Here is a 25,724-nt window from a genome sequence, read left to right on the forward strand (position 1 = left end):
TATTGTGTTCCGAAGGGTAGTTTGGCCACGTGTTACTGAGCTATTCGCCACGAGTGTGAACTCGTGCGACTAGCATGGCTAAATCGGATCCCAATAGCAATGGCCTCCGGCAGGATCAACCGGAATGAATATCCTTCAGGCCTGATTCCCGGCCTGAAGGGGGTGTTGGCGGGTGTCAACGTAGTGTTGACACACCATTGCATTGGTCTGTGTGGTGTCCGGGCCAGCCAACGACTTGGATGACACCGAACGACCACGGCTCACATCAGATCACCGCTTACGCCGGAGCGCAGGGGGCGTGATCCTCATCAAATGAGTCGGACGAACCGACTCTGCGAAACCGGGCCGAGTTGAACGGCCCGAGTCCGCGGTGCGTTTCTTCGCGTATCGACCGAACGGGCTTATACACTTAAGCACGTCGGAACGCTTCGACCGGCCGCGTCTGCGGCCGGTCGGTGCCCCCTCGTAGGGGGCGCCTCGCGTTTATTCGAATGCCCGGGTTGTATTTAACCCCGTCGAAGCATCTACGCCACGTCATGCGGTTTCATGGAACGATCCGCGACGAGCGATTTCGACAGGGAGAGGTAGCGGGGAGGGAGGAACGCGACCGTCGAGTGGCTCGATGGTGGGTCGATATCCGGAAAGGTATCCGATACTTGTCATAGTGAGCCGGTAGGATCCAGAGACTCACGCGTACGGGGAACAGAAGAGAGACGCGTTTTGGAGCGGGCGTGTCGTTTATACCACGGGCGTTTATAAGGGAGGGGGCCACATATAAAAGCGAACGATGACGAACCCTGCAGACTCGATCGAGATTCAGAACGTTGTTGCATCGACGGGTATCGGTCAGGAGCTCGATTTGGAGGCGCTCGCGGAGGACCTCCCGGGTGCTGATTTCAACCCCGACAACTTTCCCGGGCTCGTGTACCGTACCCAGGAGCCGAAGGCCGCCGCGCTGATCTTCCGTTCCGGAAAGATCGTGTGCACGGGCGCAAAGAGCATCGACGACGTTCACGAGGCGCTCGGCATCATCTTCGAGAAGCTCCGTGGCCTCCAGATTCCCGTGGAGGACGATCCGGAGATCACCGTTCAGAACATCGTGTCGAGCGCGGACCTCGGACATAACCTCAATCTCAACGCGCTCGCGATCGGCCTCGGGCTCGAGGACGTGGAGTACGAGCCGGAGCAGTTCCCGGGGCTCGTCTACCGGATGGACGAGCCGGAGGTCGTCATCCTCCTCTTCGGGAGCGGAAAGATCGTTATCACCGGCGGAAAGCGGACCGACGACGCCGAGGAGGCGGTCGAGGAAATCGTCGAACGCATCGAAGGACTCGGTCTGCTCGGCTGACGCGATCGCATCGATCGGTCTGTTCGGTGGCCTCGTCTCGACGGGGAGCGTTGCGGTGACGGTCAGTCGCCCGGAACTGCACCGGCGGTAGTTCGATCCCGAGTGACCGAGTGTGGCCCGACTATGGTTCCGTGTCGTCTTGGGTGAGGACTTCCTTGACGACGCTCGGGTCCTCGAGCAGCTGGTGTTTCGTGTAACTGCCCTCGGCGCTGCCGCCGCTGTGTTTCGACTGTTCGATGATGTCGAGGAACGCGTGTTCCTTCAGGAGGTCGCGGACGCGTCGCAGCGAGAGGCTGTCGGAGCCCTCCTGCCGACAGATGTTCTCGTAGATTTCGTACACGCGACTCGTTCGGAACCCGTCTTGACGCCCGTTCGAAAGCGACAGTAGCGCGAGCGCTTGGAGTACGTATCGCGAGTGCGGCGTCGATCCGCGGATGAGTTCTCGGAACCGATCGGTTTCGGCGCGCTCGCGCGCCTGCGTGACGAACTCCTCGCGGACCGTGGGCTCGCCGTTCGCTTGTGCGATCTCGCCGGCGTATCGGAGGATATCGATTGCCTTCCGCGCGTCGCCGTGTTCGCGCGCGGCGAGCGCGGCGGCGCGGGGGATCGTCGACGGTTCGAGGACATCGTCGTGGAACGCGTCCGCTCGCGCCTGCATGATTTCCCTGAGTTGATTCGCGTCGTACGGCGGAAAGACGAACTCGCGCTCACAGAGGCTCGACTTGACGCGCTCGTCCATTCGGTCTTTGTACTGGATCTTGTTGCTGATCCCGACGACCCCGAGCTTACAGTCGGTGATCTTGCCGGCCTCGCCCGCCCGGGACAGCTGCATCAGGATAGCGTCGTCGTCGAGCTTGTCGATCTCGTCCAGGAGGATCAGGACGACGTCGTACCGCTGGTCGAGGATCCGCCAGAGCCGCTTGTAGTACGTGGAGGTGGAAAGGCCCTTATCGGGGACGTTGATACCGGTCTCTTGGGGGTCGTTGACTCCCTCAGCGATCGTCTGGACCGCCTGCGTCTCCGTGGTGTCCTGCGCGCAGTCGACGTAGGCGAACGTCGCGGTAACGCCCTCCTCGCTGGCGGTCGAGACGAGCCGCTTCGAGACGTACTTCGCACACAGCGATTTCCCGGTGCCCGTTTTCCCGTAGATGAGCACGTTGCTCGGGCTCTGTCCGAAGATGGCCGGATTGACGGCCGTCGCTAGGTCGGCAATCTCGTCGTCCCGACCGACGATGCGCCCCTCGCCCGGTAGATGACTGATCTCGAGGAGTTCCTTGTTCGCGAAGATAGGGTCCTCTCTCGTGAAGAGATCGTCCGCTGCGTCCATGAGAGAGACACCGGGTTTCCGGTGAAATGCGTTCTGTTTCGTGACCGCGTGCGGGGTGGGGTTTGTGGTGAGATCGACGGGTCGAGACACACACCGTGTTTCCGGTGAAACGGGGGTGGGCGGTTGGGGGGTCGGGTGGGAAAGCCGAACAGGCGGTCGAAAAGGACAGGGTGACGACCCGAAGGAGCGTGAGGAGTCGGAAGTAGCAAGCAGCGTGAGAGAAAATACCCCTGAGCGTCGGTGAGCGGCCACTACTGGCACTAGTCGGCGCGGCGCCGACCGGTTGCGCTCTTTCACCGGAAACACGGTGTCCGGAGTCGGAGTCCGGGCGTCACCACATGAGGAAGGGGAGACCACATTTCCGGTGAAACGCCCGGTGTCGCCCAGCGAGCTGTCGCCCGTCTGGCTTGGCGAGCTGTACTCTGGAGTAAGTAATAAATCCTGTTGTTTTAGTTCGGTCACAAATGACAGCCACCGCCGCACGGACGCTACCCGAAGCCCACCACACCCCCATTTCACCGGAAACACGGTGTGTCTCTCCGATCGAAAACCGAATCCGAACCGCCTGTCGACCTATCGTTCGAGGGAGTCGCGTACCTCGTACCGAACGCCGTCTTCGCGGAGTCGCGTCGTGTGTCGGGAGAGTTCGTCGGTCGACACTAGTAGCAGTACGTCGAGGCCGCGGAGAGCGGCCTGCGAGACGCCCGTCGCGGATCCGAAGCGCACGTCCGGCCGAAGGTCGGCTCGGGTCGCGAGCGCGTACGCTTCGGTCCCGCCGACAGCGACTAACTCCGCCCCGGCAGCGCGATCGGTAATGACGTCGAGAGGGGGCGGACTGCCTTCGGTTACCGCCGGAACGGGAACCACCGTCACCATCCCCGGGTCGTACTCGACGACGCCCTCGAAGTCGGTGACGCCGACGGCCTCCCCCGCCTCACCGCCGGTAACGACGACGGCGGTCGCCGATCCGCCCTCGGGGACGGCGTGTAACACGCCGTCGCGCATCTCCAGTCCGACTTCGTCTCCCTCCTCGACCGATCCGGTCGTCACCGCGGCGTCGACGTCGACGCTTCCCAGAACGTCCTCCGACACCCGGGAAACGAACTCCGAGAGGGCGTCGGTTCGCGTGATGATCCAGTCGACGCCCTCCTTCGTCACCTCGTATCGGCCGCGACCGTGCTTCTCTACGAAGCCCCCATCGACCAGATCCCGAACGTAATCGCTCACCGCCTGCGACGTCACGCCGATTACGTCCGCGATCTCCTCTTGGCTCACAGCCGGTTGTCGCGCGGCGATCTCGACGAGAACCCGGTAGCGAGTCGCGTCGCGCCTGTCGTCGAGCACTCGCGGTGCGGTCGCTTCCCCCGGATCCTCGCTCGGTCCCATATCAATACTATCGTAGTTGGAAACAAGTAAAATTGGTGTGCCCACCGGCGTGGGACGTGCGACAATTCCCACCGGCGTGGGACGTGCGACGAACTACTCCTGAGCGTCCACGACGGCGACGCTGGCGAGGTTGACGATGTCTTTCACCTCGTCGCCCCGCTGGAGCACGTGAACCGGTTCGTCCATGCCGACGAGCATGGGGCCGATGGCCTCGGCGCCGCCGAGCCGCTGAAGTAGCTTGTAGCCGATGTTCCCGGCCTCGAGGTTTGGGAACACGAGGACGTTGGCGGCCTCGTCGAGCTGGGAGAACTCGTAGGTTCCGTTGAGGATGTCCTCGACGACCGCGGTGTCGGCCTGCATCTCGCCGTCGACGGGGAAGTCGACGCCGTCGTCGCGCTGGAGGATGTCGACCGCGTCCCGCGGCTTCCGCGTCCCCTCGTTGTCGACGCTGCCGAAGTTGGAGTACGACAGCATCGCCGCGCGCGGCTCGACGTTGAACCGGCGCGCGAGGTCGGCGGTGTGTCGCGTGACCTCCGCGAGCGTCTCCGCGTCGGGGTCCTGATTGACGGTCGTGTCCGCACAGAAGATGACCCGGTTCTTGAACGTGAGCATGTACACGCCGGCGACGGTGTCGGTGTCGTCCGCGGACCCGACGATCTGAAGCGGCGGGCGGAGCGCGGAGGGGTAGTGGTGGGTGAGCCCGGTGAGCATCGCGTCGACGTCGCCGTTTTCGACCATCACGCTCCCGAGGTAGTTGGTGTCGCGTTTGACGAGGTCGTCCGCCTCCCGCTTCGTGATACCCTTGCGCTTGCGAAGCTCGTACAGTCGGTCGCCGTACCCGGAGACGTCCCGGTCGTCGGGGTCGACGACCTCGGGCCGGAACGAGAGCCCGAGTTCGGCCGCGGTCTTCGAGATGCTGTCCGCGTCGCCGAGCAACACCGGCTCCGCGATCCCCTGCTCGGACAGCTGGTAGGCCGCGCGGATCATCTTCTCGTCGGTGCCCTCTGCGAGCGCGATCCGCTTCGGGTCGCTCTTCGCTTTATTCAGGACGACCCGCATCATCTCGCGGGACTTCCCGAGCCTCGCTTCGAGTCGCTCCCGGTACTTCTCCAGGTCGATCTCGGTTCGGGCGGAGCCGGACTCCATCGCGGCCTCCGCGACGCGCGGCGCCACCTCGAACAACACGCGCGGGTCGAGCGGCTTCGGGATCACGTAGTCGGGGCCGAATTGGAGCGGGTCGTCGCCGTACGCCTTCACGACCGCGTCGGGGACGTCCTTTCGCGCGAGGTCGGCGAGGGCCGCCGACGCGGCCGCCTTCATCTCCTCGTTGATCTCGGTCGCGCGCACGTCGAGCGCCCCGCGGAACAGGAACGGGAACCCGAGCACGTTGTTCACCATGTTCGGGTAGTCCGACCGGCCGGTCGCCATGATCACCGTGTCGTCGCGCGCGTCCTTCGCGTCCTCGTAGGTGATCTCGGGGTCGGGGTTCGCCATCGCGAAGATGATCGGGTCGTCGCCCATCGAGCGGACCATCTCCTGCGAGACGATCCCCCCCACCGAGAGCCCGACGAACACGTCGGCGCCCGCCATGGCGTCCGCCAGGTCGCCGCTCTCGACCGGGCTGGCGAACTGGCTCTTGTACTCGTTCACGTCGCCCGCCTCGACGCGCTCCTCGGTGATGATCCCCGAGGAGTCGCACATCGTGATGTTCTCTTTACGCGCGCCCAGCGAGACGTAGAACCGGGCCGTCGCGATTGCCGACGCGCCGGCGCCGGAGAAGACGATCTCGATCTCGGAGAGGTCCTTGTCGGAGATGTCGACCGCGTTCATCAGGGCCGCACCGGAGATGATCGCGGTGCCGTGCTGGTCGTCGTGGAACACCGGGACGTCCATCTCCTCGCGGAGCCGCTCCTCGATCTCGAAGCACTCTGGAGCCTTGATGTCCTCGAGGTTGATCCCGCCGAACGTCGGCTCCATCGCCTTCACCGCCTCGCAGAACGGGTCGACGGCGTCGATATCGAGTTCGATGTCGAACACGTCGATGTCGGCGAAGCGCTTGAACAGCACCCCCTTCCCCTCCATGACGGGCTTCGAGGCGGCGGCGCCGATGTCGCCGAGCCCGAGGACGGCCGACCCGTTCGAGACGACGGCGACGAGGTTCCCCTTCGCCGTGTACTCGAAGACGGACTCGGGGTCGGCCGCGATGTCGCGACACGGCGCCGCGACCCCGGGCGAGTACGCCAGCGAGAGGTCTCGCTGCGTGTTCGTGGGCTTCGTCGTCTCGATCTCGATCTTCCCGGGCGGATCCTGTCGGTGATACTCCCGCGCGTCGTCATCCAGTCCCATGTCTCCCTCCATTCGTGAACGGAGTAAAAAGCTATCCGAAGGCGTCGAACCCGATATTCGACGTTCGACGATCATCCGACGGTCGCTCACCGGTGCGGAGACCCCGGACGACGCGTACTGACCGGCGAATCACTCCCCGGCCGATTCCGACGGGCCGCGAGCGGCGAGCGTCGACGCGACCGGTGCCAGGTCGGGATCGAACCCGGCGAGCGTCGAGACCTCGAACGCGGTCAGGTACGTCCGCACTACCAGGGTGACCGGGAGCGTCAGGATCGCGACGGCGGCGAGCGCGCAGACCAGAACGGTCGCGAGAACGACCGCCCCGGTGGTCGTCCCGATCAACGCCCCGACCCCGCCGAGCGGAACCGCCGCGAGGAGGAGCGCGACGAGCCCCGTCACGGCGACGACGCCGCCGACGAACGCGACGGCGACGGCCCGAACGATCCCGACGCCGGCCGCGAGGACGGCGTGAACCGCGAGGTAGGCGGCCACGTCGCCGGGCGATTCGCGGATCGACGCCCACACCGCTCGCCACCCGGCGAGCACGCCCGCGTCGCGGGCGACCATCGCGGGGGCGACGAACTCGAAGGTGAGCCGGGAACCGACGGCCCCGATCAGCGCCAGCGCGACCGCGGACGCGGCGAACGCCCCGACCGCTGCGGACGCGATCGTCGACGACCCGGAGGCCCCGCCGAACGGAATCCCGACCGTTCGCGACGCCGCCGGGTCGACGGCGACCGCGAGCGCGACCGCGGGGAGTCCGGTCGCCGCCGCGAGGGCTGCCGAGAATCCGAGCAGTCCCAAAGCCTGCCGGAACCGGTCGCGGAACGGCCGCCAGAGCGCGACCTCTGTCGTCGCGAGCGCGTCGTAGAAGGCGAGCCGGAACGCGATCGAACACGCGAGGAACACGGAGGCCACGAGCACCGCACCGACCGCGATCCCGGCCAGCAGCGCGGCGTCGAGCCGGGCGAGCCGCTCGGCGCCCGCGGCCGCGACGCGTTCGACGCCCGCGACGCGTTCGACGCCCGCGACGCGTTCGACGCCCGCGGGCACCGACTCGAGCTCGGTCGGGACGGGCTCGCTCCAGGCGCCGACTCCGCCGGCCGAGGCGCCGAGCGACGCCGATCCGACCCGCGACGCTCCGGCGCCCCCGCCCGCCATCACGAGCGCGAGAAACGCGAGCTTCGCCCATCGCACCGCCTCGAAGGGAAAGAGGAACCGCCGCGTCGCGTCGACGGCGCGGTCGACCGCGTCGACGGCGTGCCAGGTCATACCGACCGTTCGCCGGAGAGCGTGAAATAGGCTGGCCACGGATCGGGTTGCCCGTTCGAGGGACGGGCGTGCGACCCGCAGTCGTTTAGGGCGGACGCGACGAACCGCCCCGTATGAAGGTCCGCGGCGAACGCGAGTGCCAGTCCTGTGGCGCGCGGTGGTCGTACTACGAGACGGGCTCCGTCGCGTGTCCGAGCTGCGGCGACCTGCGCAGCGTCGGCGTCGACGCCCGCACCGCCCACACCGACGCCCCCGTCTCGCTCGACCTCGCCGCTCACCGCGAGCGGTTCGGGGACGCGCCCGAGACCCTCCCCCGGTCGGGGACGGACGATCTCCGGTCCGACCTCCGGGAGTACTGCCGGAAGCGCGGGTTCATCGACGGCGGCCGGCTCGCGCCGCTCGACGCGACGTACCTCGCGGCCCGCGAACTGCTGGAGGCCGTCGACTGTTTCGAGCGGCTGCGCGACCCGACCGACGCCGACCGCGAGTACCTCCTCGACCTCCTCGCCGGCGCCGACGACGGCGACCGACCCCCGGCGGACGAGGTCCCGACCGCGCTCCGCGAGGCCCGGGGGATGGCGGCCGTGCGCGCGGTCGAGGCGTATCGCAGCGACGCGCTCGACTTCCTCGACGAACTCGAAACCGGTGCCGATTCAGACGACGCCGGCGAGGGCGACGGTCCGGCGGTCACCGTAGAGGGAGAGAGCGCAAAAGCGAGAGTCGGACCGGCTCGCGACGCCTTCGAGCGCCTCCGCGACCGGGTCACGCGCGTCGACGCGCTCGGGGGCGACGTGCCGCCCGCGGCCGCGGACGCCCTCGTCGAGGCCGCAGACGCGCTCGGTGAATACGTCCGAACCGGCGACGAGACGGCGCTAACGAACGCCGACCGCCTGATCGACGACGCGAACGTCGACGACCTCGACCCGACGGGTCGCTGAGACCGACCGACCGCCTCTCGCCGCCGCTCCCGGAGACGCTCACTCCGCGCCGGGCGCGACCACCGCGTTCGAGAGGGTACCGACCCCCTCGTAGGTGATCTCGACGCGCTCGCCGGGTTCGACGAGGCCGGGATTCGCGGGGCTACCGAACGCGACGCAGTCCCCGGGTTCGAAGGTGAACCGCTTCGAGAGATGCGAGACGACCTCGCGCGGGCCGAACAGCATCAGCTCCGTGTTGGCGTCCTGGCGCGTCTCGCCGCCCACGGTGGTTTCGATGTCGAGACTCGTCGGGTCCACGTCGGTCTCGACCCACGGCCCCAGCGGCGCCGACCCGTCGAACGCCTTGCGCGCGGTCCGGCCCTGCTGGTCCAGCGCGTCGACGTCGTTCATCACCGTGTAGCCGCGCACGACGTCGGGCACGGCTTCGGGGTCGAGGTCGCGGCACCGCTCGTCGATCACGGCGACCAGTTCGCCGGCGTACGTCAGTTCGTCGGTCCACTCGGGGTACCGGATCGGCTCGCCGTGCGCCAGCAGGCTCGCCGGCGGCTTGACGAAGAAGTCCGGCTCCTCCGGCCGCTCGTAGTCCATCTGTTCGAGCGTCTCGGCGTAGTTCCGACCGACGCAGTACAGCGCGGTCGGGTCGCACGGTGGGAGCAGCCGCCCGTCGCGACCGACCTCGTAGCGGCCGTCGCCGGTGACGACCGCGCCGTCGACGTAGCGGCCGGCGACGGGTCCGTCCGGCGTGAGCAGTCGAGCGAGTCGCATGGGGACACGTCCACGCTGTCACACGAAAAGGCGTCGGTGATCGCGGGCGACCGCGGAGGGGGACGCGGATCAGTCGTCGCCCGCTTCGCCGTCCGCGTCGACCCCGATAACGACTCCCGACCGGATCTCCAGCGCCGTGTCGAACTCCGCCCGGCGACCGCTCCCGGACCCGATCCGCTCGACGGCCGCCTCGTGGGCGCGGACCGCGGCGTCGCGCTCGCGGTCGCTGAGCCCGACGCGGTCGGCCACCGCCACCCAGTGGTCCGGCTCGACGAGGAACGTCTCGCGGTCCGGCTCGGCCGCGATCCGCTCGTAGCGCCGGCGATACGCGTCGATCCTGGGGCCGAGATCGGCCTGGACGCGCGCGAGCAGCGTCGGCACGCGAGCGGCCGGCACGCTCGCGAGCGCGGCCGTCTTCACCAGCGCGGTCCCCTCGATCGGGTACGGCCCGGGATCCCGGCCGGCGTCCTCCCGGTCGCCGCCAGCCCCGGCGTCGGCGTCGTCCGACATCACCCGCCGGCGCGCATCGCCTTCTGCCGGTACTTCGGGAGGAGCTCGGCGAGGACCTCGGGGTCGCCCGCGAACTCGGCGGTCACCTCCGTGAGTCTGATGGCGGCCGCCGCGGTCACCTTCTCGGCGCTGAGGGTGACCCGCCAGCCGTCGCCGTCCACGCGGGTCGCCTCCGCGGGGTCGTCGGTCCCCACGAGTTCCCCGCCCAGGTTGCGGAGGTAGTGAGCCGCGAGCCGGCGGGAGATGCCCCGGTACGCCACCGTCTTGCGCTCCCAGCCTTCCTCCGAGACAGGGGGCCCGGGCGAGTCGGCACTCGCGTCGTCGTCGGTCCCCTCCGCCGCCGAGCCGTCGCCGCTCATGCGCCCCCCGCGACCGGCGGGAAGACGGAGAGCCGGTCGCCGTCCGTCATCGGCGTGTCGAGCCCGTCGAGGTGGAGCACCTCGCGGCCGTTCTTCAGGACGTTGATCTGGGGCGCGAGGTCGCCGTCGACGACGAGGCGACCCTCCATCCCCTCGTACTCCGACTCCAGTTCGCGCAGAATATCACCGACCGTGGAGCCGTCAGCGAACTCGGCGTTCACCGTCTTCCCGCCGGCGGCCTCGCGAAACGTCGCGAAGAACCGCAGTTCCAGTTTCATACCCGTAGTTCGGGCCGCGGCGGCTTAAAAGCGGCCGGCCGCGGAAAGCCGCGCCCACGGAGTCGACGCGCCGCCGGTCACAGATCGGACAGCCGGATGCCGTCCTCGACCAGTCGGAAGTTACGCTCGCGGTCGAGGTCGTCGGCGAGCCACTCGTGGTCGTACAGCTGCCCGATGAGTTCGAGGTAGAGGTTCCGCCACGCAATGGCGTAGATGGGCGACTGCCCCCACGCGCGCAGCTCCGGGACGAACTCGTGGTAGGTGCTCGCCTGTGACTCCATGCGCTCGACCGCGTCGGCGACGACCTCGGCGGCCTCGTCCGGGTCCGCGTCCGCGAGGGCGTCGTTCAGGCGCGACTGGATCCCCGTGATGGCGCGCCGCATGTCGCGTTCGGCGGTCCCCTCCTCCTCCGGGAGCGACTCGACGACGCCCTTCGGCACGCCGAGTTCGATCTCTGGCATGCTATCCACTCGGAGGAGCGCGCTCAAAAAACCCGTTCACCCGGCAACGACGATCGCGGCACCGAGCCTCTCGGCAGGGGTCTGGCGAACCCCCCTCACGGCGTCGGCGCGGCCTTCTGGAGCGCGGTCTCGGCGATGTTCCCGCCGTAGTCGGCCGACCGGAGGACGGAGTCGACGACGAGTCCGAGCAGTTGCGCGCGCGTCGGGTCGAGGTCGCGGAGGAGTTCGTCGATGGATCTGACGCGCTCGTCGATCGCCCTGACCCCGGTTCGCGCCTCGTTGGCCCGGCGGGTCGCCGCCTCGGTGTCGTCGTCGAACAGCGCGTCCATCGCCGTGTCGATCACGTCGACGGCGTCGCCGTGGAGGTCGCGTACCGCGTCGACGACCTCGTCGGGCAGGGGATCGTCGATGTTCAGGGTCAGGTGCGCGATCTTCGTCGCGTGATCGCCGATCCGCTCTAGCTGGCGGGCGCTGGAGTGGTAGTCGAAACACTCCTCGCGCGGGAGTCCGAGCTCCTCGGCGGCCTTCGGCGTCCGCAGCGTGGCGCGGAAGATCCGCGAGACGACGAGCCACAGCCGGTCGAGGTCGTCGTCGCGCCCGATCACGTCGCGCGCGAGGTCGTGGTCGCGCTCGGCGAGCGCGGTGATCGCGTCTTCGAGCATCGACAGCGAGATCAGCCGCATCCGGGTGACCGCGTTGTGGATCGAAAGCTCCGAGGAGTCGAGCAAGTCCTGGACGACGACGCGGTCGCGGGTCTCCTCTAACACCTCGAGGCCGACGAGGCTCTGGACCGCGTCGCGGATCGTCGAGCGCTGTTCGGTGGTGATCTCCGCGGCCTCCAGTTCGATGATGTCGAAGCCGCTGACGTACATGGTCGTCACCGCGCGGCGGAGCGCCTGCCCGGTCAGGTTCGCGATGTCCAGCGTTCCCCGCGTCCGCTCCGTCTCGGATCGCGGCGTGAGGAACAGCGAATCGCCGTCCGGGTGGAACTCGATCTCCGTCCCGGCCTCGACGTCGTTGTCGGTCGCCCACGTCTTCGGAATCGAGACTGTGTACGTCGAACCGCCGGTGACCTGGACCTTCCTCGTTTCCATACCTCTCCCTCCGGAGCGGATCACCTTAATTTTGATCAAAGTATATACCTTCGGAAGAGCCCCTATATGGCGGTTGAATCCGAGCGAAACGGGCAAAGCATACGCTGACGACGACAGTAATGGCTGTCATCCCCCGAAGACGCACAGATTATATAGAGATATATAGTATCTGCCACCGTCGGTCGGGGTGCCCTCTCACACCACGCGGTTACGGAGTTCGTCGCCGGCGTCCAACCGCGCCACGTTGTCGGCGAGGATGTCGGCGACGCGCTCGTAGTACTCGGGCGTATGGCCGGCGTTGTGCGGCGTGATCGTCGCGTTCGACAGCCCCCACAGCGGGTGGTCCTCGGGGAGCGGCTCGGGGTCGGTGACGTCCAGCGCCGCGCCGCGGATGCGGTTGTTCCGAAGCTCCGTCACGAGCGCGTCGGTGTCGACGATCGGGCCGCGCGCGATGTTTACGAGGATAGCGTCGGGCCGCATCGTCCGGAGCGCGTCGGCGTCGACCAGCCCCCGCGTCGTCTCCGTGAGCGGACACGCCAGCACGACGTACTCCGCGTCGGTGACGGCCTCGTGGAACTCGTCGAACCCGTACACCTCGTCGGTCGGGCCGCCCTTCTCGGGAGAGTAGCGGACGCCGACCGTCTCGACGTCGAACGCCGCCAGTCGCTCGACGACCGCCTGCCCGATGGCGCCGAGGCCGACCACGGCGACCGTCGAACCGTACACCTCCGTCGTCTCGTAGGTGCGCCACTCGCGGCGGGACTGCTGGCGGTACGCCCGGTGGAACTGCCTCGCGTGCGCGATCATGGACCCGACGACGTGTTCGGCGATGTTCGGCCCGTGGACGCCCGAGGCGTTCGTCACGGCGACCCCGTGGTCCGCGAGCAGGTCTCGGGGGAGATGTCCCGTCCCCGCGAACACGCAGGCGAACAGCTCCAGTTCCTCGGCCGCGTCGAGCAGTCCCTCGTCGACGTTGAGGCCGACGGCGACCCGCGCCGTCCGGATCAGGTCGCGCTCCGCCGCCGGTGTCCGCGCTCGTACGACCTCGGCGCCGGGAAGTCGGTCGCGGAGGGCGGCCGTCAGTTCGTCGGGACCGAGTCCGTGAATCGTCTGTCGGAGCACCAGGATATCCGGGTCGCTCATACGGGGAGTCTCGGCGGTACTGATAAAAATTGTGCAGTCGTCGGCCGCCGAGTGTGGCGGCGCGACCAGCGAAGCCGAAGCGGGGAGACCGACGAAGCCGAGCGACGCGACCTACGACAGCGCGGCGTCGAACGCGGCCTGAAGGTCGGCCTTCATGTCGTCGACGTGTTCGATCCCCACCGACACCCGAATGAGGCCGTCGGTGAGCCCGGCGGCGAGCCGCTCCTCGCGCGGGATGGCCGCGTGGGTCATCGCCGCCGGCTGCTCGATGAGGCTCTCGACGCCGCCGAGCGACTCCGCGAGCGTGAACACCTCGGTCTCGCTCACGACCGTCGACGCCTCGTCGAGGGTGCCGGCCAGCTCGAACGAGAGCATGCCGCCGAAGTCGTCCATCTGTTCGGCCGCCAGCTCGTGGTCCGGGTGGCTCTCCAGCCCGGGGTAGTAGACGCGCTCGACCGCGTCGTGGGCCTCCAGCCACTCCGCGAGTTCCATCGCGTTCTCGCAGTGACGGTCCATCCGCACGGGGAGCGTCTTCGTCCCGCGAAGGACGAGGAACGCGTCGAACGGGCCGGGGGTCGCGCCGACGGAGTTCTGGTAGAAGCCGAGCCGCTCGTCTAGCTCCTCGTCGTCGACGATCAGCGCGCCGCCGATGGTGTCGGAGTGGCCGCCGAGGTACTTCGTCAGCGACTGGGAGACGACGTCGGCGCCGTGTTCGAGCGGGCGCTGGAGGTACGGCGTCGCGAACGTGTTGTCGACCGCGCAGAGCGCGTCGCGTTCGTGGGCGATGTCGGCGAGCGCGCCGATGTCGTTGACGTTCATCAGAGGGTTCGTCGGCGTCTCGACCCACACCAGCTCGGTCTCGTCGCGCAACGCCGCCCGGACCGCGTCGTGGTCGGTGGTGTCGACGAACGTCGTGTCGATGTCGTACTCGTCGTACACCTGCGTGAGAATTCGGTGGGTGCCGCCGTACACGTCGTCGCCGGCGACGACGTGGTCGCCCGCGGACAGCAGGTTGAGAACGGTGTTGATCGCGCCCATCCCCGAGGAGAAACAGCGCGCGTGGCTACCCGACTCCAGCGAGGCGAGGTTCGCTTCGAGGTCGGTGCGCGTCGGGTTCCCGGTCCGGCTGTACTCGTAGCCGCGGTGCTCGCCCGGCGCGTCCTGCTCGTACGTCGAGTTCGCGTGGATCGGCGTCATCAGCGCCCCCGTCTCCGGGTCGGGCTCCTGGCCGGCGTGGATCGCTCGGGTCTCGATGCGGCGGTCGTCGGGGAGTTCGCCGTCGCCCTCGTCGGATCGGTCGCTCATGGAGACACCTCGTTTCCGAGGCTGGTGATTCTTCCCCTTCGGACCGACCGGCAGATGAGGCGCGCCGCTCGCGGTGTGAGAGTGGATGCTCGGTCAGGGATTTGAACCCTGGTCGTCGGCTGACTTCCGAACCGGCGCCGAGGCGCCGCGTCCGCCGAAAGGCCAACATGATTGGCCGGACTACACCAACCGAGCGCGAACGGTGGTTACGTCGGGGGCGATTTAACTCTTCTCAAGTCCCCCCAGCGTGGGACGGCGGCGCACGCGGTCGAGGGCGCAATCGACACGCGGTCGAGGGCGCATCAGCGCACGGTCGAGGGCGCAGTCGGCGTCGTTACTCGTCGACGTCGACCTTCTCGATCTCGACGGCCTCGCGGGGGTCGTCGTTGCGCCCGGTCGGCACCCCGCCGATCTCCTCGACGACGTCCATCCCGTCGATGACCTGACCGAAGACGGCGTGTTTACCGTCGAGGTGCGGCGTGGCGTCGAGCGTGATGAAGAACTGCGAGCCGTTCGTGTTCGGGCCGGAGTTCGCCATCGAGAGGATTCCGGGCCCGTCGTGGGTGAGGTCGTCGTGGAACTCGTCGTCGAACTGATAGCCGGGGCCGCCGCGACCGTTCTCCATCGGGTCGCCGCCCTGGATCATGAAGTCGTCGATGACGCGGTGGAAGACGACCCCCTCGTACAGCGAGTCGCCGCGCACCTCGCCGGTCTTGGGGTCCTCCCACGTGTTCGTCTCCGGCGCGGGCTCCGCGTCGGCCGCGGGGTCGTGACGGGCTAAGCCGAGGAAGTTCTCGACCGTCTTCGGCGCGCGGTCGGCGAACAGCTCGACGACGATAGTGCCGTGGTTGGTCTGAATCGTCACCTGCGGGTTGTCGGGGTCGGAAACCTCTCGTGCCATGCTTTCCGGGAGGGACGCGCGCCGGAAAACCCTGCCCATCCGTGCGGGAAGCTCGCGGACCGCGAACATCCCATTTATAAACGAACGTCGCAGACGCGTCGACACAGGTCCGACCCCCGTTCTGTCCGTCGCCGCGTTCGGACCGCAACGGACCGAGGTCCGACCGCCTCGACGGCCGGTATCGTTTTCTGCCGGGCGAGAGCAGCACCACGTATGTACGACGACATTCTCCTGCCCGTCGCGCCCGGCGGCGAGGCGAACGACGCGATCCCGCACGCCGCCAGCCTCGCCGAGCGGTACGACGCGACGGTCCACGTCCTCTCGGCCGCCGACACCGCCGTCGACACGCTCGCGGGCCCGCGGACCGGCGTCTTCTCCGACCGGCTCGCGGAGGCAGCCGAGGAGCGCGTCGAGGCGGTGACCGCCGAACTGGAGGCGAGAGGCGTCGAGGCGGTCGGGAGCGTCGTCCGCGGCGAGCCGCTGGACGTCATCGAGAACGCGATCGACGACGGCGCCGACATCGTCGTCATGCCGAGCCACACCCGACAGGGGATCCGCCGGCTGCTCCTCGGTAGCGTCACGGAAAAGGTCGTCCGCGTCGCGTCGGTGCCGGTGGTGACCGTTCCGATGGCCGATCCCGACGAGGCCGGGGGAGAGACGAAGCCGACCGACACTGACGAGGACGCGGGCGACTCGACGGACGGCGGCGACGCGTCCGGTCCCCAGTGACGGACGAGCCGACCGCGCGGGAGACGGTCACCCGCGCCTTCCGGGTCGCGTACGACGGCCGTGAGTACGCCGGATTCCAGCGCCAGCCGCACGCACACACGGTCGGGGACGCGCTCCTCGAAGCGCTGGCGGAGCACGGGGTCGTCGACCGCGGATCGGGGGCGACGCACGCGACGCCGCCCGGCTACGCCGCCGCCGGTCGAACCGACGCCGGCGTCTCCGCGGTGGCCCAGACGGTCGCCTTCGAGGCGCCAACGTGGCTCACGCCGCGCGCGTTCAACGGTCACCTCCCCGGGTCGGTCCGCGTGTGGGCCGCCGCCGACGTCGCGGACGACTTCCACGCGACGCACGACGCGGTTCGGCGGACCTACCGGTATCACCTCCACGCCCCCGAGTCCGGAGCGGACGCTCCCTCGAGCGCCGCGCGCCGAGACCGGGAACACGCGGTGGACGACGATCGGTTCCGAACCGCACTCGCGCGGTTCGACGGGAAACACGATTTCCATAACCTGACCGCCGACGAGACGGGAACCGTTCGCGACCTCGACACGGCGGCGACTCGCGAGGGGAACGCGCTCGTGGTCGAGATCGCGGCGGACGGCTTCCCGCGGGCGCTCGTGCGTCGCATTATCGGAGCGGCTCGCGCCGTGGGCCGAGGGACGGCTGACCCCGCGTGGATCGACCGACTGCTCGACGCCGAACCGATTCCCGGCGAGCGAGGCGTCGGTCCCGCACCGCCGGAGCCGCTCGTGTTGTGGGACGTGACGTATCCCGACGCGGAGTTCGCCGTCGACCGCGAGGCCGCGGAGAGCGCGCGCGTCGCGTTCGGCGAGCGACACCGGGACGCCCGCCACGCCGCGGCCGCGACCGGCGCGGTCCGGGACAGGCTGTTCTCGGCCGCCGAGGAGGTGTGAACTCGATCCGCGAAGCGGCGCCGCTCAGGCCGCTGACCCGCCGGTTGGCGTCTCCATCCCGTCGACGCGGACCAGCAGGCTGTTACCGTCGACGTTCGTCGCGTCGACGACGCCCGAGAGCCGCAGTCCGGTCGCGGGCGTCGGCCCGACGGTCACGTGATCGCCCGCGTCGAAGGGACCGACCGGACCCCGGATCACGAGTTCGGCGCGGCACAGCTCCGGGTTCGCGACGCTGGACAGGTCTATCTCCGCGACGGTGACGTCTTCGACGGGGTCGCCCTCGCGCTCGACCGGGGTCGTCGCGGCCTCTTCCAGCCGCTCGATACCGAGTACGTCGTACGCGTCGTCGGTCGGGAGGTAGCCGCCGTCCGGCCCGGCGACCCCCTCGACGAGTCCGAGCGTCCGGAGGCTCCCCATCCGGTTCCGGACCGTCCCCGCGTTGCGGTCGATGGCGTCCGCGATCTCTCGACCCTGTACCGGTGCCTCCCGGCCCTCCGAGAGGTTCACGAGCGCGGTGAGCACCCGTTTCTGACTCGAACTCAGACGAATTCCCGACATGTACGGATTGAAGCGCATTTGACTGATAAATGTTCGTATATAGCGACATTATATTCTTAGAAAATTCTTTGTACGACATACTTTTCAACAAACGTTGCTAAATACGGCGCAATTTCTTCGAGATGAGAGATCGGTCTCCGTGACGGGAGCATTCTCCGAGACACTGTTATTATGCCGGATAGAATAAGACGAAAATCGACTGAAAACGAGAGATAATTCTGTTATGAGATACAAACGTACTAATTCCTTATACCATCTACACCGCAAGTATTTACCAGCCCGACCGGAAGCGGCGGGCGACAGATGACGATCCAACGCGACGCTCGCGACCGCCCGCAGAGACGCGCCCGTGCTCCGCGAGGAGCCGCCGACGGGCCGGCCCGCCGGACGGCCCGCGCCGGAGGGGAAGATGGCTGACCGCGAGTCGGCGTTCGACCCGGACGGGGCCGCAGACGGGCGTTCGAGGGGATCCTCCGCGTCGGGCGGCGACCGAGATGCCGCCCGGGCTCGGCCGGTTCCGCCCTCGCTGCTTCCGGACCGGGATCCCGCGGTCGAGCGCGGCCGGGTCCGGTCGTTCATCGCCGACCGAGTCGACGCCGCGGGCGCCGACGGCGCGGTGGTGAACATGAGCGGCGGGCTCGACTCGACGGTGACGGCCGCGCTCGCGGTCGAGGCGCTCGGCGCCGACCGCGTGTACGGGCTGATCCTCCCGTGTAACAAGGTCGGGGCGCCACACGCCCGGGACGCCGAGGCGCTCGCCGAGGCGCTGGGGATCGACCACGACACGGTCCACCTCCAGCCGCTGTTCGCGCAGTTCGGCGCCGTCGTCCCGGACCGCTTCGACCTCCACGACGAGCCGGTCCGGTCCGGCAACGCCGTCGCGCGCCTCCGGATGGCCGTCGCCTACCTCGCCGCGAACGCGACGGACCGCCTCGTCTGCGGCACCGCGAATCGGAGCGAACTCCTGCTGGGCTACCTGACGAAGCACGGCGACGGCGGGGCCGACCTGTTCCCGCTTGGCCACCTCTACAAGACGGACGTGCGAGCGCTCGCGACCGAGCTCGACGTGCCGGAGTTCGTCGTGGAAAAGGCGCCGAGCGCGGGGTTCCTCCCGGGCCAGCGCGACGCGGACGACCTGGGCGCCCCGTACGAGGTCGTCGACCCCGTCCTCCACCTCGGCGTCGACCGCGGGCTCGACCCGGAGTCGGTCGTCGAGCGGATCGGGGGAGCCGACGCCGACCTCGACGTCGACCGCGAGCTCGTCGCGGAACTGCTCGGACGCCACCGCGCGACGGCGCACAAGCGGCTCCCGCCGCCGACCCCGGACGCGGACGTGGAGTGATCGAGCGGTCGGCGCCGGTCGGGCCCGACCGCTCAGTCCCAGTCGGCCGGCCAGAGGTCGGCCGCGCGCATCCCCGTCTCGAAGTCGGCCTCGCGGAACGCGGCCGCGAGCTCGTCCCGGTCGAGTCGGGGCAGGTCGCGTTCGGGCGCGGCGAACTCGACGACGAGCAGGGCGATCAGCATCGCGTGTTCGCGGACGTTCCGGTCGTCCACCTTGTCGCGGGTGTCCGCGTGGGTGTGGCCCCAGCCCCGACCGCGGTCGCCCGAGTCGCTGTGGAGCTGGAGCGCCGGCACGCCGCGGCGCACGAACGGCCACTGGTCGGAGAACGGGTGCGGCTGCGCGTCCACCTCGATCGGCCGGCGCGTCGCGGTCGACACCGCCTCCGCGACCGACGCGGCCGCCGTCGAGGCGTGCGCGAGCGCGACCAGGTCGCGGAACCGCCCCGCGCCGTCGACGTTGACCACGCCCTTGACGCGGTCGAGGTCCAGCCGGTCCGCGAGGTGTTCGGCGCCGAGCAGTCCGACCTCCTCGGCGCCGACCGCGATCACGTCGACCCCGAGGGGGAGGGCGGCGTCCGCTAAGACCTCGGCCGCGGTCGCGACCGTCGCGATCCCGCAGCCGTTGTCGAGCGCGCCCTCCGCGATGTCGTGGGCGTCGTAGTGGGCGAGCAGGAGGACGCGCTCGTCGGTGTCCGGCCCGGCGCGCCCGATCACGTTGCGGCTCTCGCCCGGCGTCGTCGACGCCTCGACCGAGAGCTCGGCCCGCGCGACGGACCCCGATCCGCCCGTCGTCCCCTGGCTCGCCGTGTCGACCGCGCCGCCGACGGAGCCGCGCTCGGCGCCGCCGACGGTCCCGCCGACCGCGTACTCGCGGAGCCACGCGCCGGTCTCCTTCGAGACGCCGACCGCGACCGCCTCGGCCTCCTCCCCGAACGTGAGCGACCCGGTGGGCGGTAGCTGCCCGTCGACGTGGTTGACGAACACGAAGCCGACCGCGCCCGCCTCGACCGCGTAGCCGAACTTCTCCATGCGGTGGACGAACCGGCCTCCCTCCGGGGTGGTGGTCGAGGCGACCGCGATCCGACCCTCGACGTCGCGCTCGTCGATCTCCGCCGGGGTGCCGTAGCCGACGTCGACGAGTTCGCCCGCGACGCGCCCGGACGGCGAGTACGGGAGCGCCAAGGCCTCGAACGAGCGCGTGGCCGGCTCGCCGTCCCGGCCCGAGACGGTCACGTCGAGCGACGCCGACCCGCGCTCCCACGCGGGTAGGTCGAACGGCTCCGCGCGCACGTCCGCCAGCCCCGCGCGCTCGAAGGCGTCCGCGACGAGTCCGGCGGCGCGGCGCTCCCCTTCGCTGCCGGCCATGCGGCTCCCGATCGCGGTGAGGTCCGTGAGGAAGCGCCACGGTTCGTCCTCGGTCCAGGTCGCGCCGAGCGCGGGGGCGAGGGCCGCCGCCCGCTCGCGCACGCGGTCGACGGCGGCGCCCGCGCCCGTTCGCGTCGCGTCTGCTGCGTCGTCGGTCATGAGCGTGCCTGCGTCGGTGACGGCTTAAGCGTATGGCTCGCGGCACCGGATCGTCGGGGTCGGCCGGCGTCGGCCGAAACGCTACGTTGAAGTGGGACGGTCGGGTACCTCGAATCGAGCACCGTTGGTCCAGTGGTAGGACATTAGCTTCCCAAGCTAATAGCCCGGGTTCAATTCCCGGACGGTGCACTTCTGACTGACTTCGGCAGTCAACGTTTGCTTCGCTTCGCTCGGCGAACTCCCTACGGCGAGCAGATCGCGAGCCGCAGGTGTGCCGGGGATTCGCGTGGGCGCTGGCTTCTATCCCGGACCGGTGTAGCTGTCGAGCTCGTCCGTTCGGTCCGGGTGTTCTTCCTCGACGTGCTGGTGGACGCGGTGCGTGGCCTGCTCGGGCGCGTTCTTGACGTCGTCGTGCGGGACGTCCGGTTCGAAATCACAGAACGGGCACTCGGAGAGCGTGTCCTGTGACATGCGTTAGCATTGGGTTCGACGCCTGAAAAGCGATCTGACGACGCCGAGCGCGACTGACAGAAACGGAGTCCGGGACGCGGTCGCGTCTTGGAACGCGGTCCCGGCGACCGCTCAGAAGATGTTCGCCTGGTCGTACACGGAGATGCCGGTGTCGGTGATGTCGTACGGCTTCGTCTCGCGGGAGTGGTTCGCGTCGCGGATCTTCTGGATCTCGACGGCCAGGCGCGTCTCGCGGAAATCTGACCCGCGGACGTACTGGAGGACGAACACCGCGTCCGTGAGGTACTCGACGATCCCGTGTCGGGAGGCGTACGCCGTGTCCTCGCTCGCCTCGGAGGTGAGCAGCGTCGTGACGCCGGATTCCTTCAGCGAGCGCGTGAACCCGAACACCTCGGAGCGACGCTTCGCGGGGTGGTCGTACATCATCTCCAAGAGCGAGACGGAGTCGAGCACCAGCCGGTCCGCGTCGAACTCGGCGATGAGCCGGACGAGGTCGTTGCGGATCGACGACAGCGAGTTGGCCATCTCGATGGGGTCGATGGCGACGACCGCGAGGCGGTCCTCAGCGGCGTGCTCGCGGAACGACCACCCCTTCTCGGTCGCCGTGTCGAAGATCGACTCCCGGGTCTGTTCGAGGGTGATGTAGATCCCTTTCTTCCCCGATTCCAAGGCGTGGTTGAGGAACTGGAGCGCGAACGTCGTCTTCCCGGTCCCGGCGCCGCCGATGACGGACAGCAGCGACCGACTGGGCACCCCCCCGAGGATCATGTCGTCGAGGCCGTCGATCCCGATGTCGGTCCGGTCGATTTCCGACTCGAACTCCTCGGGGTCGACGTCGAAGTCGCCCCCGCCACCGCCGGCGTCGGCGTCGCCGCCTCCGAGGTCCTCGAAGCCGAAGTCGTCGTCGCCCGCGCCCGCCGCGCCGCGGTAGCCGCCGAAGGGGTCGCCACCGCCGCCGCTCGATACCGCATCGCCGTCCCCGCCGCCGGCACCGCTTCCGGATCCGCCGCCGCTCCGGCGCCCGCCGAAGGGGTCGTCCGCGCCGAACGGGTCCGTCTCGGCGTTCCCACCGTCGGAACCCGCGTCGACGTCCGCGTCGCCGCCGTCCTCACCGAAGGAGTCACCCTCACCGAAGGAGTCGCCCTCACCGAAGGAGTCGCCCTCACCGAAGGAGTCGCCCTCACCGAAGGAGTCGAACTCTCCGTTATCGGCATCGGCGTCGACATCGCCGAACGCCTCCGCCGGAAGGCCGCCGGCCGCCGAGTCGCCGTCTCCGGGCTCGTCCCCCTCGCGAACGCCACCGAAGGGATCGTCCGCGTCCTCCTCCGCGAGACCGGCTTCCCCGCCGTCCGATCCGCCCGCCGCGTCGACGCCGTCTCCCTCTCCCTCCTCGCCGTCGGGCTCCCGGCCCGCGTCGCCGGCCGGCCGCTCGTCGGACTCCTCGTCGGTCTCGCGTAACGCGCGCTCGAACCAGTCGTCCTCCTCGCTCATCGTTTCCGCCGCCCGTGGGGAGTCGACATGCGCCGAGCAACGCGGCCGAGCGGCTTGAAACTTTCCGGCGAGCTATCAGATTTCGAGAACTCGGTGGGAGCGGTCTGTCCCGACGTCCCGACGCGATTCGCCCGACCTCCCGGTGCGATTCGGCCGATGTCCGCACGCTTTTACCCGGTGGCGGGGATCGACTCCGCATGGAAGTCGGCATCGTGGCGCGAAAGGGAAGCGAGCGGGCGGCGTCGCTCGCGGCGACCCTTCGAGACGTCGTCGTCGAGGCGGACGAGGCCGTCTGGCTCGACGAGGAGACCGCCGCGGCGCTCGCCGCCGGGGACGACGCGCGGCCGGTCGACCGGTTCGACGACTGCGATTTGGTCGTCGCCGTCGGCGGCGACGGGACGTTCCTGTTCGTCGCGCGCAACGCCGGCGACACGCCGATCGTCGGGGTGAACCTCGGGGAGGTCGGGTTCCTCAACGCCGTCCCGCCGGCGGACGCCGCGGCCGCGCTCCGCGCCGAGATCAGAGCGTTTCGCAACGGCGGGCTGGACGTCCGCGAGGCCCCGCGGCTCGCCGCCAGCGCGGGTGACTGGACGTCGACGCCGGCCGCGAACGAGGTGGTCGTTCAGGGCGACCGGCGAGGGCCGGGCGGTGGGATCGACTACGAGGTTCGCGTCGACGGGTCCCGGTACGCCGGCGGCCACGCCGACGGCGTCCTCGTGGCCACGCCGACCGGCTCGACCGCGTACAACCTCTCCGAGCGCGGGCCGCTGATCCACCCCGAGGTGGACGGACTGGTCGTCAACGAGATGGTCGCGGACGAGGGGATGCCGCCGCTCGTTGTCGACACCGACGTGACCGTCACCGTCGAGATCGAGGGCGACGCGGGCGCGACGGTCGTCAGCGACGGCCGCGACACCGCCGCCCTCGACGGGCCGGTCGAGGTGAGCGTCGAGCGGACCGCGCCGCCGATACGGATCGCGGGGCCGCCCTCCGACTTCTTCGAGGCGCTCGGCAAGCTGTCGTGAGCCCGGAACGTGCGCCCTCGGGTCCCGTCGAACGCACCCACAAAGCGTTTATCGGACGCCCGACGACCCGGGAGCGTGAATCGCCGGTCGACGCTCGGACGGTACGCCCTCGCGGGGGTCGCCGTCGCCGCGCTGGCGGCGTTCGCGCTCGCGACGTCTCCCGAGGCGGCGCTCGCCCGGCTCCGCTGGCTCGCCACCGACCCGATACGGTTCGGGCTCGCCGCGGTCGCGCTCGCGGCCGTTAGACCCCTGCTCGCGTGGCCGACGACCCTGCTGGCCGTCGCCGTCGGCTTCGCGTACGGCTGGGTCGGGACCCCGTTCGCGCTCGCGCTCGTCGTCGGCACCGCGCTGCCGCCGTACGCGCTCGCCCGGGCGGGGCGACTCCGACTCCGGGACGACCCCGGAACCGGCGAGGAGCCGGGCGTCGCCGCGCGGTTCTGTCGCGCCGGCGAGCGCTTCGCGGCGGAATCGGGGAGCGTTCGCGCCGTGGCCGGCACCCGCCTGCTGCCGCTCCCCTCCGACGCGGTGACGGTCGGCGCCGCGGCCGCCGGCGTCGGGACCCGATCGTTCCTGCTCGGCACCGCGGCCGGCGAACTGCCGTGGGTGCTCTGCGGGGTCGCGGTCGGCGTCTCGCTCGACCGCCTCGCGGCGGGCGGCGGATCGCTCCTCGATCCGACCGCGATCCTCGGCATGGCCGCGGTCGGCGCGCTCCTACTCGCCGGACCCCTCTACCGGACGTTCCTCGGGCCGGACCCGACGGCGTCGGCGTGACGAGCCGCGAAAAACGCTCCAAGGGCGTCGATCGGCGAACGGATCGGAGAAAGCGAAGATCGCCCGAACGCGTCGTCGCGCGGGCGATCGTGCGGATCGTGTGCCTCTGACGGCGAACGGGTGCCTCGGTTCGGAGACCGACCGCAGCGACGCGCGCATTCCCCCGGTCCCCGAATCCCGGGAACCGACCCAGCCCTGACCCCGAAGCCGCGGTGCGGTCCGCGCTCGCTCCGCGCGAACGGCCGGACGCGACCGCGACTTCAACGGGGGACCGGGGGGATGCGGCGTCGCTACGAGCCGTCGGTCTCGTTGCCGCCGCTCGATCCGTCGCCTTCCGCGTTCTCCGACTCCTCGTACTCGACCTCGATCCCGCTCGGCACCGGTCGGAGGAGGTACCGGCCGTTCCCCCGCAACACCGGCGCGAAATCGGCCGTGAACGTCGTCCGCGTGTTCTCGCGGACCTCGAACGACTCGTTGAACTTCAGCGGCGCGTCGCCCGGCAGGTCGACCGTCGCGTCGCTCCCGTCGGTAAGCGTCCCGTCGGCCGACGAGACGTCGAGTTGGAGGAACGGGTACGTCCCCGTCCGTAGCTCGCGCTCGTCGATCAGCTTCGTCTCGCCGTTCTGGAGCTCGACGAGGTCGGCCTCCTGCGGCTCGTCGAACTCGAAGTACTCGCGGCCGGCGGCGGCGTCTTCCTCGCCGTCGGTCTCGTCACCGGCGGCGGCGTCTTCCTCGCCGTCGGCGGTGTCGGTCTCGTTGCCGTCGGCGGTGTCGGTCTCGTTGCCGTCGGCGGTGTCGGACCCGTCGTCCGCCCCCGCCCGTGTCCCCTCCGGTCCCAACCAGAACCCCTCGACGGTGACGACGAGCGATTCGAAGTCGTCGATATCGGCGGGCTGGTCGGTGACGGCGGTCGCGAGCGTCCCCGTCGCGCGGCCGACGCAGCCGGCGAGGCCGGTCGCGCCGAGCGCGGCGGCGCCGGTCGCCAGTACGTACGTCCGGCGGTCGATCGCGTCGAAGTCGAGCGCGCGGTCCCGCACGTTACGCGCCCTCCTCGTTCGCATCGGACCCGTCGTTCGCGGCGGATCCGTTACCCTCGCTCGCGCCGTTCCCGGCGATGTCGCTCACGGTCTCCCCGAGGTCGTCGAGCCCGCCGTCGAGGAACTCGTTCACGCTGTCGAGGATGCCGCCGACGAAGTCGGGCACCTGGTCCGGCAGGTCGGTCGGCGGTCCCGCGTCGCCGGGGGCGTCGCCCGACCCGGGAGTCGCCGCGACGGCGCCGGCGGCCGCGCCGGTCCCGATCAGTACCACCGTGGCGAGCGCCACGATCAGCGTCGTTCGGATCGCGTTCATGACGGACTCCCCTCGGTGCCCGACGCGCTTTAATGTCGCAAGCCGTTCAGCCGAGTTACGCCCGATTTAACCCGGTTTTATCGCCGGAAGACGGTCTGCTGCGGGATTTCTGCCACG

General features: G+C 69.4%; 26 protein-coding genes, 2 tRNA genes and 1 rRNA gene. 8 read left to right on the forward strand and 21 right to left on the reverse strand.

Annotated elements, in window-relative coordinates:
* Positions 1-126, reverse strand: a 16S ribosomal RNA gene (locus tag EXE42_RS13340); the annotation flags it as partial.
* A gap of 661 nt (positions 127-787) precedes the next feature.
* Here EXE42_RS13340 and EXE42_RS13345 point away from each other — a divergent pair.
* A complete protein-coding gene (locus EXE42_RS13345; protein ID WP_004046033.1) occupies positions 788-1,348 on the forward strand; it encodes a TATA-box-binding protein in 561 nt (186 codons plus the stop codon).
* A gap of 121 nt (positions 1,349-1,469) precedes the next feature.
* On the opposite strand, the gene EXE42_RS13350 is transcribed toward EXE42_RS13345, so the two are convergent.
* The 4 genes from EXE42_RS13350 to EXE42_RS13365 all read right to left on the reverse strand — a co-directional run bounded on the left by EXE42_RS13350 (position 1,470) and on the right by EXE42_RS13365 (position 7,679).
* On the reverse strand, positions 1,470-2,675 hold the full coding sequence (locus tag EXE42_RS13350) for a Cdc6/Cdc18 family protein (protein ID WP_137693472.1): 1,206 nt from the start codon (positions 2,673-2,675) through the stop codon (positions 1,470-1,472).
* 573 nt (positions 2,676-3,248) lie between these two features.
* The gene (locus tag EXE42_RS13355; protein ID WP_137706700.1) at positions 3,249-4,061 is read right to left on the reverse strand and encodes a MarR family transcriptional regulator; all 813 of its coding nucleotides are present in this window, start codon (positions 4,059-4,061) and stop codon (positions 3,249-3,251) included.
* Positions 4,062-4,154: 93 nt separating this feature from the next.
* A complete protein-coding gene (locus EXE42_RS13360; RefSeq protein WP_092924317.1) occupies positions 4,155-6,407 on the reverse strand; it encodes an NADP-dependent malic enzyme in 2,253 nt (750 codons plus the stop codon).
* A gap of 129 nt (positions 6,408-6,536) precedes the next feature.
* Positions 6,537-7,679 (reverse strand): hypothetical protein, encoded by a 1,143-nt coding sequence (locus EXE42_RS13365; protein WP_137706701.1) that lies wholly within the window; start codon positions 7,677-7,679, stop codon positions 6,537-6,539.
* 113 nt (positions 7,680-7,792) lie between these two features.
* Between EXE42_RS13365 and EXE42_RS13370 the strand changes: the two genes are divergently transcribed.
* Positions 7,793-8,617 (forward strand): hypothetical protein, encoded by an 825-nt coding sequence (locus tag EXE42_RS13370; protein ID WP_137706702.1) that lies wholly within the window; start codon positions 7,793-7,795, stop codon positions 8,615-8,617.
* 39 nt (positions 8,618-8,656) lie between these two features.
* Here EXE42_RS13370 and EXE42_RS13375 read toward each other — a convergent pair whose 3' ends face one another.
* From EXE42_RS13375 to EXE42_RS13420, 10 genes are all read right to left on the reverse strand, one after another.
* Positions 8,657-9,382, reverse strand: coding sequence for a fumarylacetoacetate hydrolase family protein (locus EXE42_RS13375; protein WP_092924308.1), 726 nt, complete (start codon positions 9,380-9,382; stop codon positions 8,657-8,659).
* A 69-nt stretch (positions 9,383-9,451) separates the two neighbouring features.
* On the reverse strand, positions 9,452-9,892 hold the full coding sequence (locus EXE42_RS13380) for a hypothetical protein (RefSeq protein ID WP_137706703.1): 441 nt from the start codon (positions 9,890-9,892) through the stop codon (positions 9,452-9,454).
* Positions 9,892-10,251 (reverse strand): hypothetical protein, encoded by a 360-nt coding sequence (locus tag EXE42_RS13385; protein WP_092924302.1) that lies wholly within the window; start codon positions 10,249-10,251, stop codon positions 9,892-9,894. Before EXE42_RS13385 ends, EXE42_RS13380 begins: the two co-directional genes overlap by 1 nt.
* Positions 10,248-10,529: a ubiquitin-like small modifier protein 1 gene (locus EXE42_RS13390; RefSeq protein WP_137706704.1), complete on the reverse strand. Its 282-nt coding sequence runs from the start codon at positions 10,527-10,529 to the stop codon at positions 10,248-10,250. The genes EXE42_RS13385 and EXE42_RS13390 overlap by 4 nt, the downstream gene beginning before the upstream one ends.
* Positions 10,530-10,606: 77 nt before the next feature.
* The gene (locus EXE42_RS13395) at positions 10,607-10,990 is read right to left on the reverse strand and encodes a hypothetical protein (protein WP_092924291.1); all 384 of its coding nucleotides are present in this window, start codon (positions 10,988-10,990) and stop codon (positions 10,607-10,609) included.
* Positions 10,991-11,085: 95 nt separating this feature from the next.
* Complete coding sequence (locus tag EXE42_RS13400; protein WP_092924288.1) at positions 11,086-12,084, reverse strand: phosphate uptake regulator PhoU; 999 nt, start codon at positions 12,082-12,084, stop codon at positions 11,086-11,088.
* A 195-nt stretch (positions 12,085-12,279) separates the two neighbouring features.
* Positions 12,280-13,227, reverse strand: a complete 948-nt coding sequence (locus EXE42_RS13405) for a D-2-hydroxyacid dehydrogenase (protein WP_092924285.1) — start codon at positions 13,225-13,227, stop codon at positions 12,280-12,282.
* 111 nt (positions 13,228-13,338) lie between these two features.
* On the reverse strand, positions 13,339-14,532 hold the full coding sequence (locus EXE42_RS13410; protein ID WP_092924282.1) for a cystathionine gamma-synthase: 1,194 nt from the start codon (positions 14,530-14,532) through the stop codon (positions 13,339-13,341).
* Positions 14,533-14,618: 86 nt separating this feature from the next.
* Positions 14,619-14,727, reverse strand: a tRNA-Glu gene (locus tag EXE42_RS13415).
* A 139-nt stretch (positions 14,728-14,866) separates the two neighbouring features.
* Positions 14,867-15,433 carry a peptidylprolyl isomerase gene (locus EXE42_RS13420; RefSeq protein WP_137706705.1) on the reverse strand — a complete coding sequence of 189 codons (567 nt, stop codon included), beginning with the start codon at positions 15,431-15,433 and terminating at the stop codon, positions 14,867-14,869.
* A 213-nt stretch (positions 15,434-15,646) separates the two neighbouring features.
* Between EXE42_RS13420 and EXE42_RS13425 the strand changes: the two genes are divergently transcribed.
* Positions 15,647-16,162: a universal stress protein gene (locus tag EXE42_RS13425; RefSeq protein ID WP_137706706.1), complete on the forward strand. Its 516-nt coding sequence runs from the start codon at positions 15,647-15,649 to the stop codon at positions 16,160-16,162.
* A complete protein-coding gene (gene truA, locus EXE42_RS13430) occupies positions 16,159-17,076 on the forward strand; it encodes a tRNA pseudouridine(38-40) synthase TruA (protein WP_137706707.1) in 918 nt (305 codons plus the stop codon). The genes EXE42_RS13425 and truA overlap by 4 nt, the downstream gene beginning before the upstream one ends.
* A 24-nt stretch (positions 17,077-17,100) precedes the next feature.
* Here the strand turns inward: truA and EXE42_RS13435 are convergent, their stop codons facing one another.
* Positions 17,101-17,634: an Rrf2 family transcriptional regulator gene (locus tag EXE42_RS13435; protein ID WP_092924270.1), complete on the reverse strand. Its 534-nt coding sequence runs from the start codon at positions 17,632-17,634 to the stop codon at positions 17,101-17,103.
* Positions 17,635-18,043: 409 nt separating this feature from the next.
* Between EXE42_RS13435 and nadE the strand changes: the two genes are divergently transcribed.
* The gene (nadE, locus tag EXE42_RS13440) at positions 18,044-18,976 is read left to right on the forward strand and encodes an NAD(+) synthase (protein ID WP_137706708.1); all 933 of its coding nucleotides are present in this window, start codon (positions 18,044-18,046) and stop codon (positions 18,974-18,976) included.
* A gap of 32 nt (positions 18,977-19,008) precedes the next feature.
* Here the strand turns inward: nadE and EXE42_RS13445 are convergent, their stop codons facing one another.
* Entirely contained in the window at positions 19,009-20,499 is a 1,491-nt protein-coding gene (locus tag EXE42_RS13445) for a M28 family metallopeptidase (protein ID WP_137706709.1), read from the reverse strand.
* Positions 20,500-20,617: 118 nt separating this feature from the next.
* On the opposite strand from EXE42_RS13445, the gene EXE42_RS13450 reads away from it, so the two are divergent.
* A tRNA-Gly gene (locus EXE42_RS13450) sits at positions 20,618-20,688 on the forward strand.
* A gap of 111 nt (positions 20,689-20,799) precedes the next feature.
* On the opposite strand, the gene EXE42_RS18605 is transcribed toward EXE42_RS13450, so the two are convergent.
* Complete coding sequence (locus EXE42_RS18605) at positions 20,800-20,970, reverse strand: hypothetical protein (protein ID WP_157746005.1); 171 nt, start codon at positions 20,968-20,970, stop codon at positions 20,800-20,802.
* Between the two features lie 111 nt (positions 20,971-21,081).
* Positions 21,082-22,461 (reverse strand): KaiC domain-containing protein, encoded by a 1,380-nt coding sequence (locus tag EXE42_RS13455; protein WP_137693481.1) that lies wholly within the window; start codon positions 22,459-22,461, stop codon positions 21,082-21,084.
* A 197-nt stretch (positions 22,462-22,658) separates the two neighbouring features.
* Between EXE42_RS13455 and EXE42_RS13460 the strand changes: the two genes are divergently transcribed.
* Complete coding sequence (locus EXE42_RS13460) at positions 22,659-23,486, forward strand: NAD(+)/NADH kinase (RefSeq protein WP_137693482.1); 828 nt, start codon at positions 22,659-22,661, stop codon at positions 23,484-23,486.
* 75 nt (positions 23,487-23,561) lie between these two features.
* Complete coding sequence (locus tag EXE42_RS13465) at positions 23,562-24,257, forward strand: VTT domain-containing protein (RefSeq protein WP_137706710.1); 696 nt, start codon at positions 23,562-23,564, stop codon at positions 24,255-24,257.
* 290 nt (positions 24,258-24,547) lie between these two features.
* Here the strand turns inward: EXE42_RS13465 and EXE42_RS13470 are convergent, their stop codons facing one another.
* Together EXE42_RS13470 and EXE42_RS13475 are read right to left on the reverse strand one after the other, a co-directional pair.
* Complete coding sequence (locus EXE42_RS13470) at positions 24,548-25,294, reverse strand: DUF4382 domain-containing protein (RefSeq protein WP_394348002.1); 747 nt, start codon at positions 25,292-25,294, stop codon at positions 24,548-24,550.
* Position 25,295: 1 nt separating this feature from the next.
* Positions 25,296-25,607, reverse strand: coding sequence for a hypothetical protein (locus EXE42_RS13475; RefSeq protein WP_137706712.1), 312 nt, complete (start codon positions 25,605-25,607; stop codon positions 25,296-25,298).
* Positions 25,608-25,724 lie beyond the last annotated feature (117 nt).

The organism is Halorubrum sp. SP3, from assembly GCF_005435195.1.
In the GTDB taxonomy this organism is placed as follows: domain Archaea; phylum Halobacteriota; class Halobacteria; order Halobacteriales; family Haloferacaceae; genus Halorubrum; species Halorubrum sodomense.

Bases quoted from the DNA above. Each gene is read 5' to 3' on its own strand.
- EXE42_RS13345 (WP_004046033.1), top strand. From the start codon at position 788: ATGACGAACCCTGCAGACTCGATCGAGATTCAGAACGTTGTTGCATCG.
- EXE42_RS13350 (WP_137693472.1), bottom strand. From the start codon at position 2,675: ATGGACGCAGCGGACGATCTCTTCACGAGAGAGGACCCTATCTTCGCG.
- EXE42_RS13355 (WP_137706700.1), bottom strand. From the start codon at position 4,061: ATGGGACCGAGCGAGGATCCGGGGGAAGCGACCGCACCGCGAGTGCTC.
- EXE42_RS13360 (WP_092924317.1), bottom strand. From the start codon at position 6,407: ATGGGACTGGATGACGACGCGCGGGAGTATCACCGACAGGATCCGCCC.
- EXE42_RS13365 (WP_137706701.1), bottom strand. From the start codon at position 7,679: ATGACCTGGCACGCCGTCGACGCGGTCGACCGCGCCGTCGACGCGACG.
- EXE42_RS13370 (WP_137706702.1), top strand. From the start codon at position 7,793: ATGAAGGTCCGCGGCGAACGCGAGTGCCAGTCCTGTGGCGCGCGGTGG.
- EXE42_RS13375 (WP_092924308.1), bottom strand. From the start codon at position 9,382: ATGCGACTCGCTCGACTGCTCACGCCGGACGGACCCGTCGCCGGCCGC.
- EXE42_RS13380 (WP_137706703.1), bottom strand. From the start codon at position 9,892: ATGTCGGACGACGCCGACGCCGGGGCTGGCGGCGACCGGGAGGACGCC.
- EXE42_RS13385 (WP_092924302.1), bottom strand. From the start codon at position 10,251: ATGAGCGGCGACGGCTCGGCGGCGGAGGGGACCGACGACGACGCGAGT.
- EXE42_RS13390 (WP_137706704.1), bottom strand. From the start codon at position 10,529: ATGAAACTGGAACTGCGGTTCTTCGCGACGTTTCGCGAGGCCGCCGGC.
- EXE42_RS13395 (WP_092924291.1), bottom strand. From the start codon at position 10,990: ATGCCAGAGATCGAACTCGGCGTGCCGAAGGGCGTCGTCGAGTCGCTC.
- EXE42_RS13400 (WP_092924288.1), bottom strand. From the start codon at position 12,084: ATGGAAACGAGGAAGGTCCAGGTCACCGGCGGTTCGACGTACACAGTC.
- EXE42_RS13405 (WP_092924285.1), bottom strand. From the start codon at position 13,227: ATGAGCGACCCGGATATCCTGGTGCTCCGACAGACGATTCACGGACTC.
- EXE42_RS13410 (WP_092924282.1), bottom strand. From the start codon at position 14,532: ATGAGCGACCGATCCGACGAGGGCGACGGCGAACTCCCCGACGACCGC.
- EXE42_RS13420 (WP_137706705.1), bottom strand. From the start codon at position 15,433: ATGGCACGAGAGGTTTCCGACCCCGACAACCCGCAGGTGACGATTCAG.
- EXE42_RS13425 (WP_137706706.1), top strand. From the start codon at position 15,647: ATGTACGACGACATTCTCCTGCCCGTCGCGCCCGGCGGCGAGGCGAAC.
- EXE42_RS13435 (WP_092924270.1), bottom strand. From the start codon at position 17,634: ATGTCGGGAATTCGTCTGAGTTCGAGTCAGAAACGGGTGCTCACCGCG.
- nadE (WP_137706708.1), top strand. From the start codon at position 18,044: ATGGCTGACCGCGAGTCGGCGTTCGACCCGGACGGGGCCGCAGACGGG.
- EXE42_RS13445 (WP_137706709.1), bottom strand. From the start codon at position 20,499: ATGACCGACGACGCAGCAGACGCGACGCGAACGGGCGCGGGCGCCGCC.
- EXE42_RS18605 (WP_157746005.1), bottom strand. From the start codon at position 20,970: ATGTCACAGGACACGCTCTCCGAGTGCCCGTTCTGTGATTTCGAACCG.
- EXE42_RS13455 (WP_137693481.1), bottom strand. From the start codon at position 22,461: ATGAGCGAGGAGGACGACTGGTTCGAGCGCGCGTTACGCGAGACCGAC.
- EXE42_RS13460 (WP_137693482.1), top strand. From the start codon at position 22,659: ATGGAAGTCGGCATCGTGGCGCGAAAGGGAAGCGAGCGGGCGGCGTCG.
- EXE42_RS13475 (WP_137706712.1), bottom strand. From the start codon at position 25,607: ATGAACGCGATCCGAACGACGCTGATCGTGGCGCTCGCCACGGTGGTA.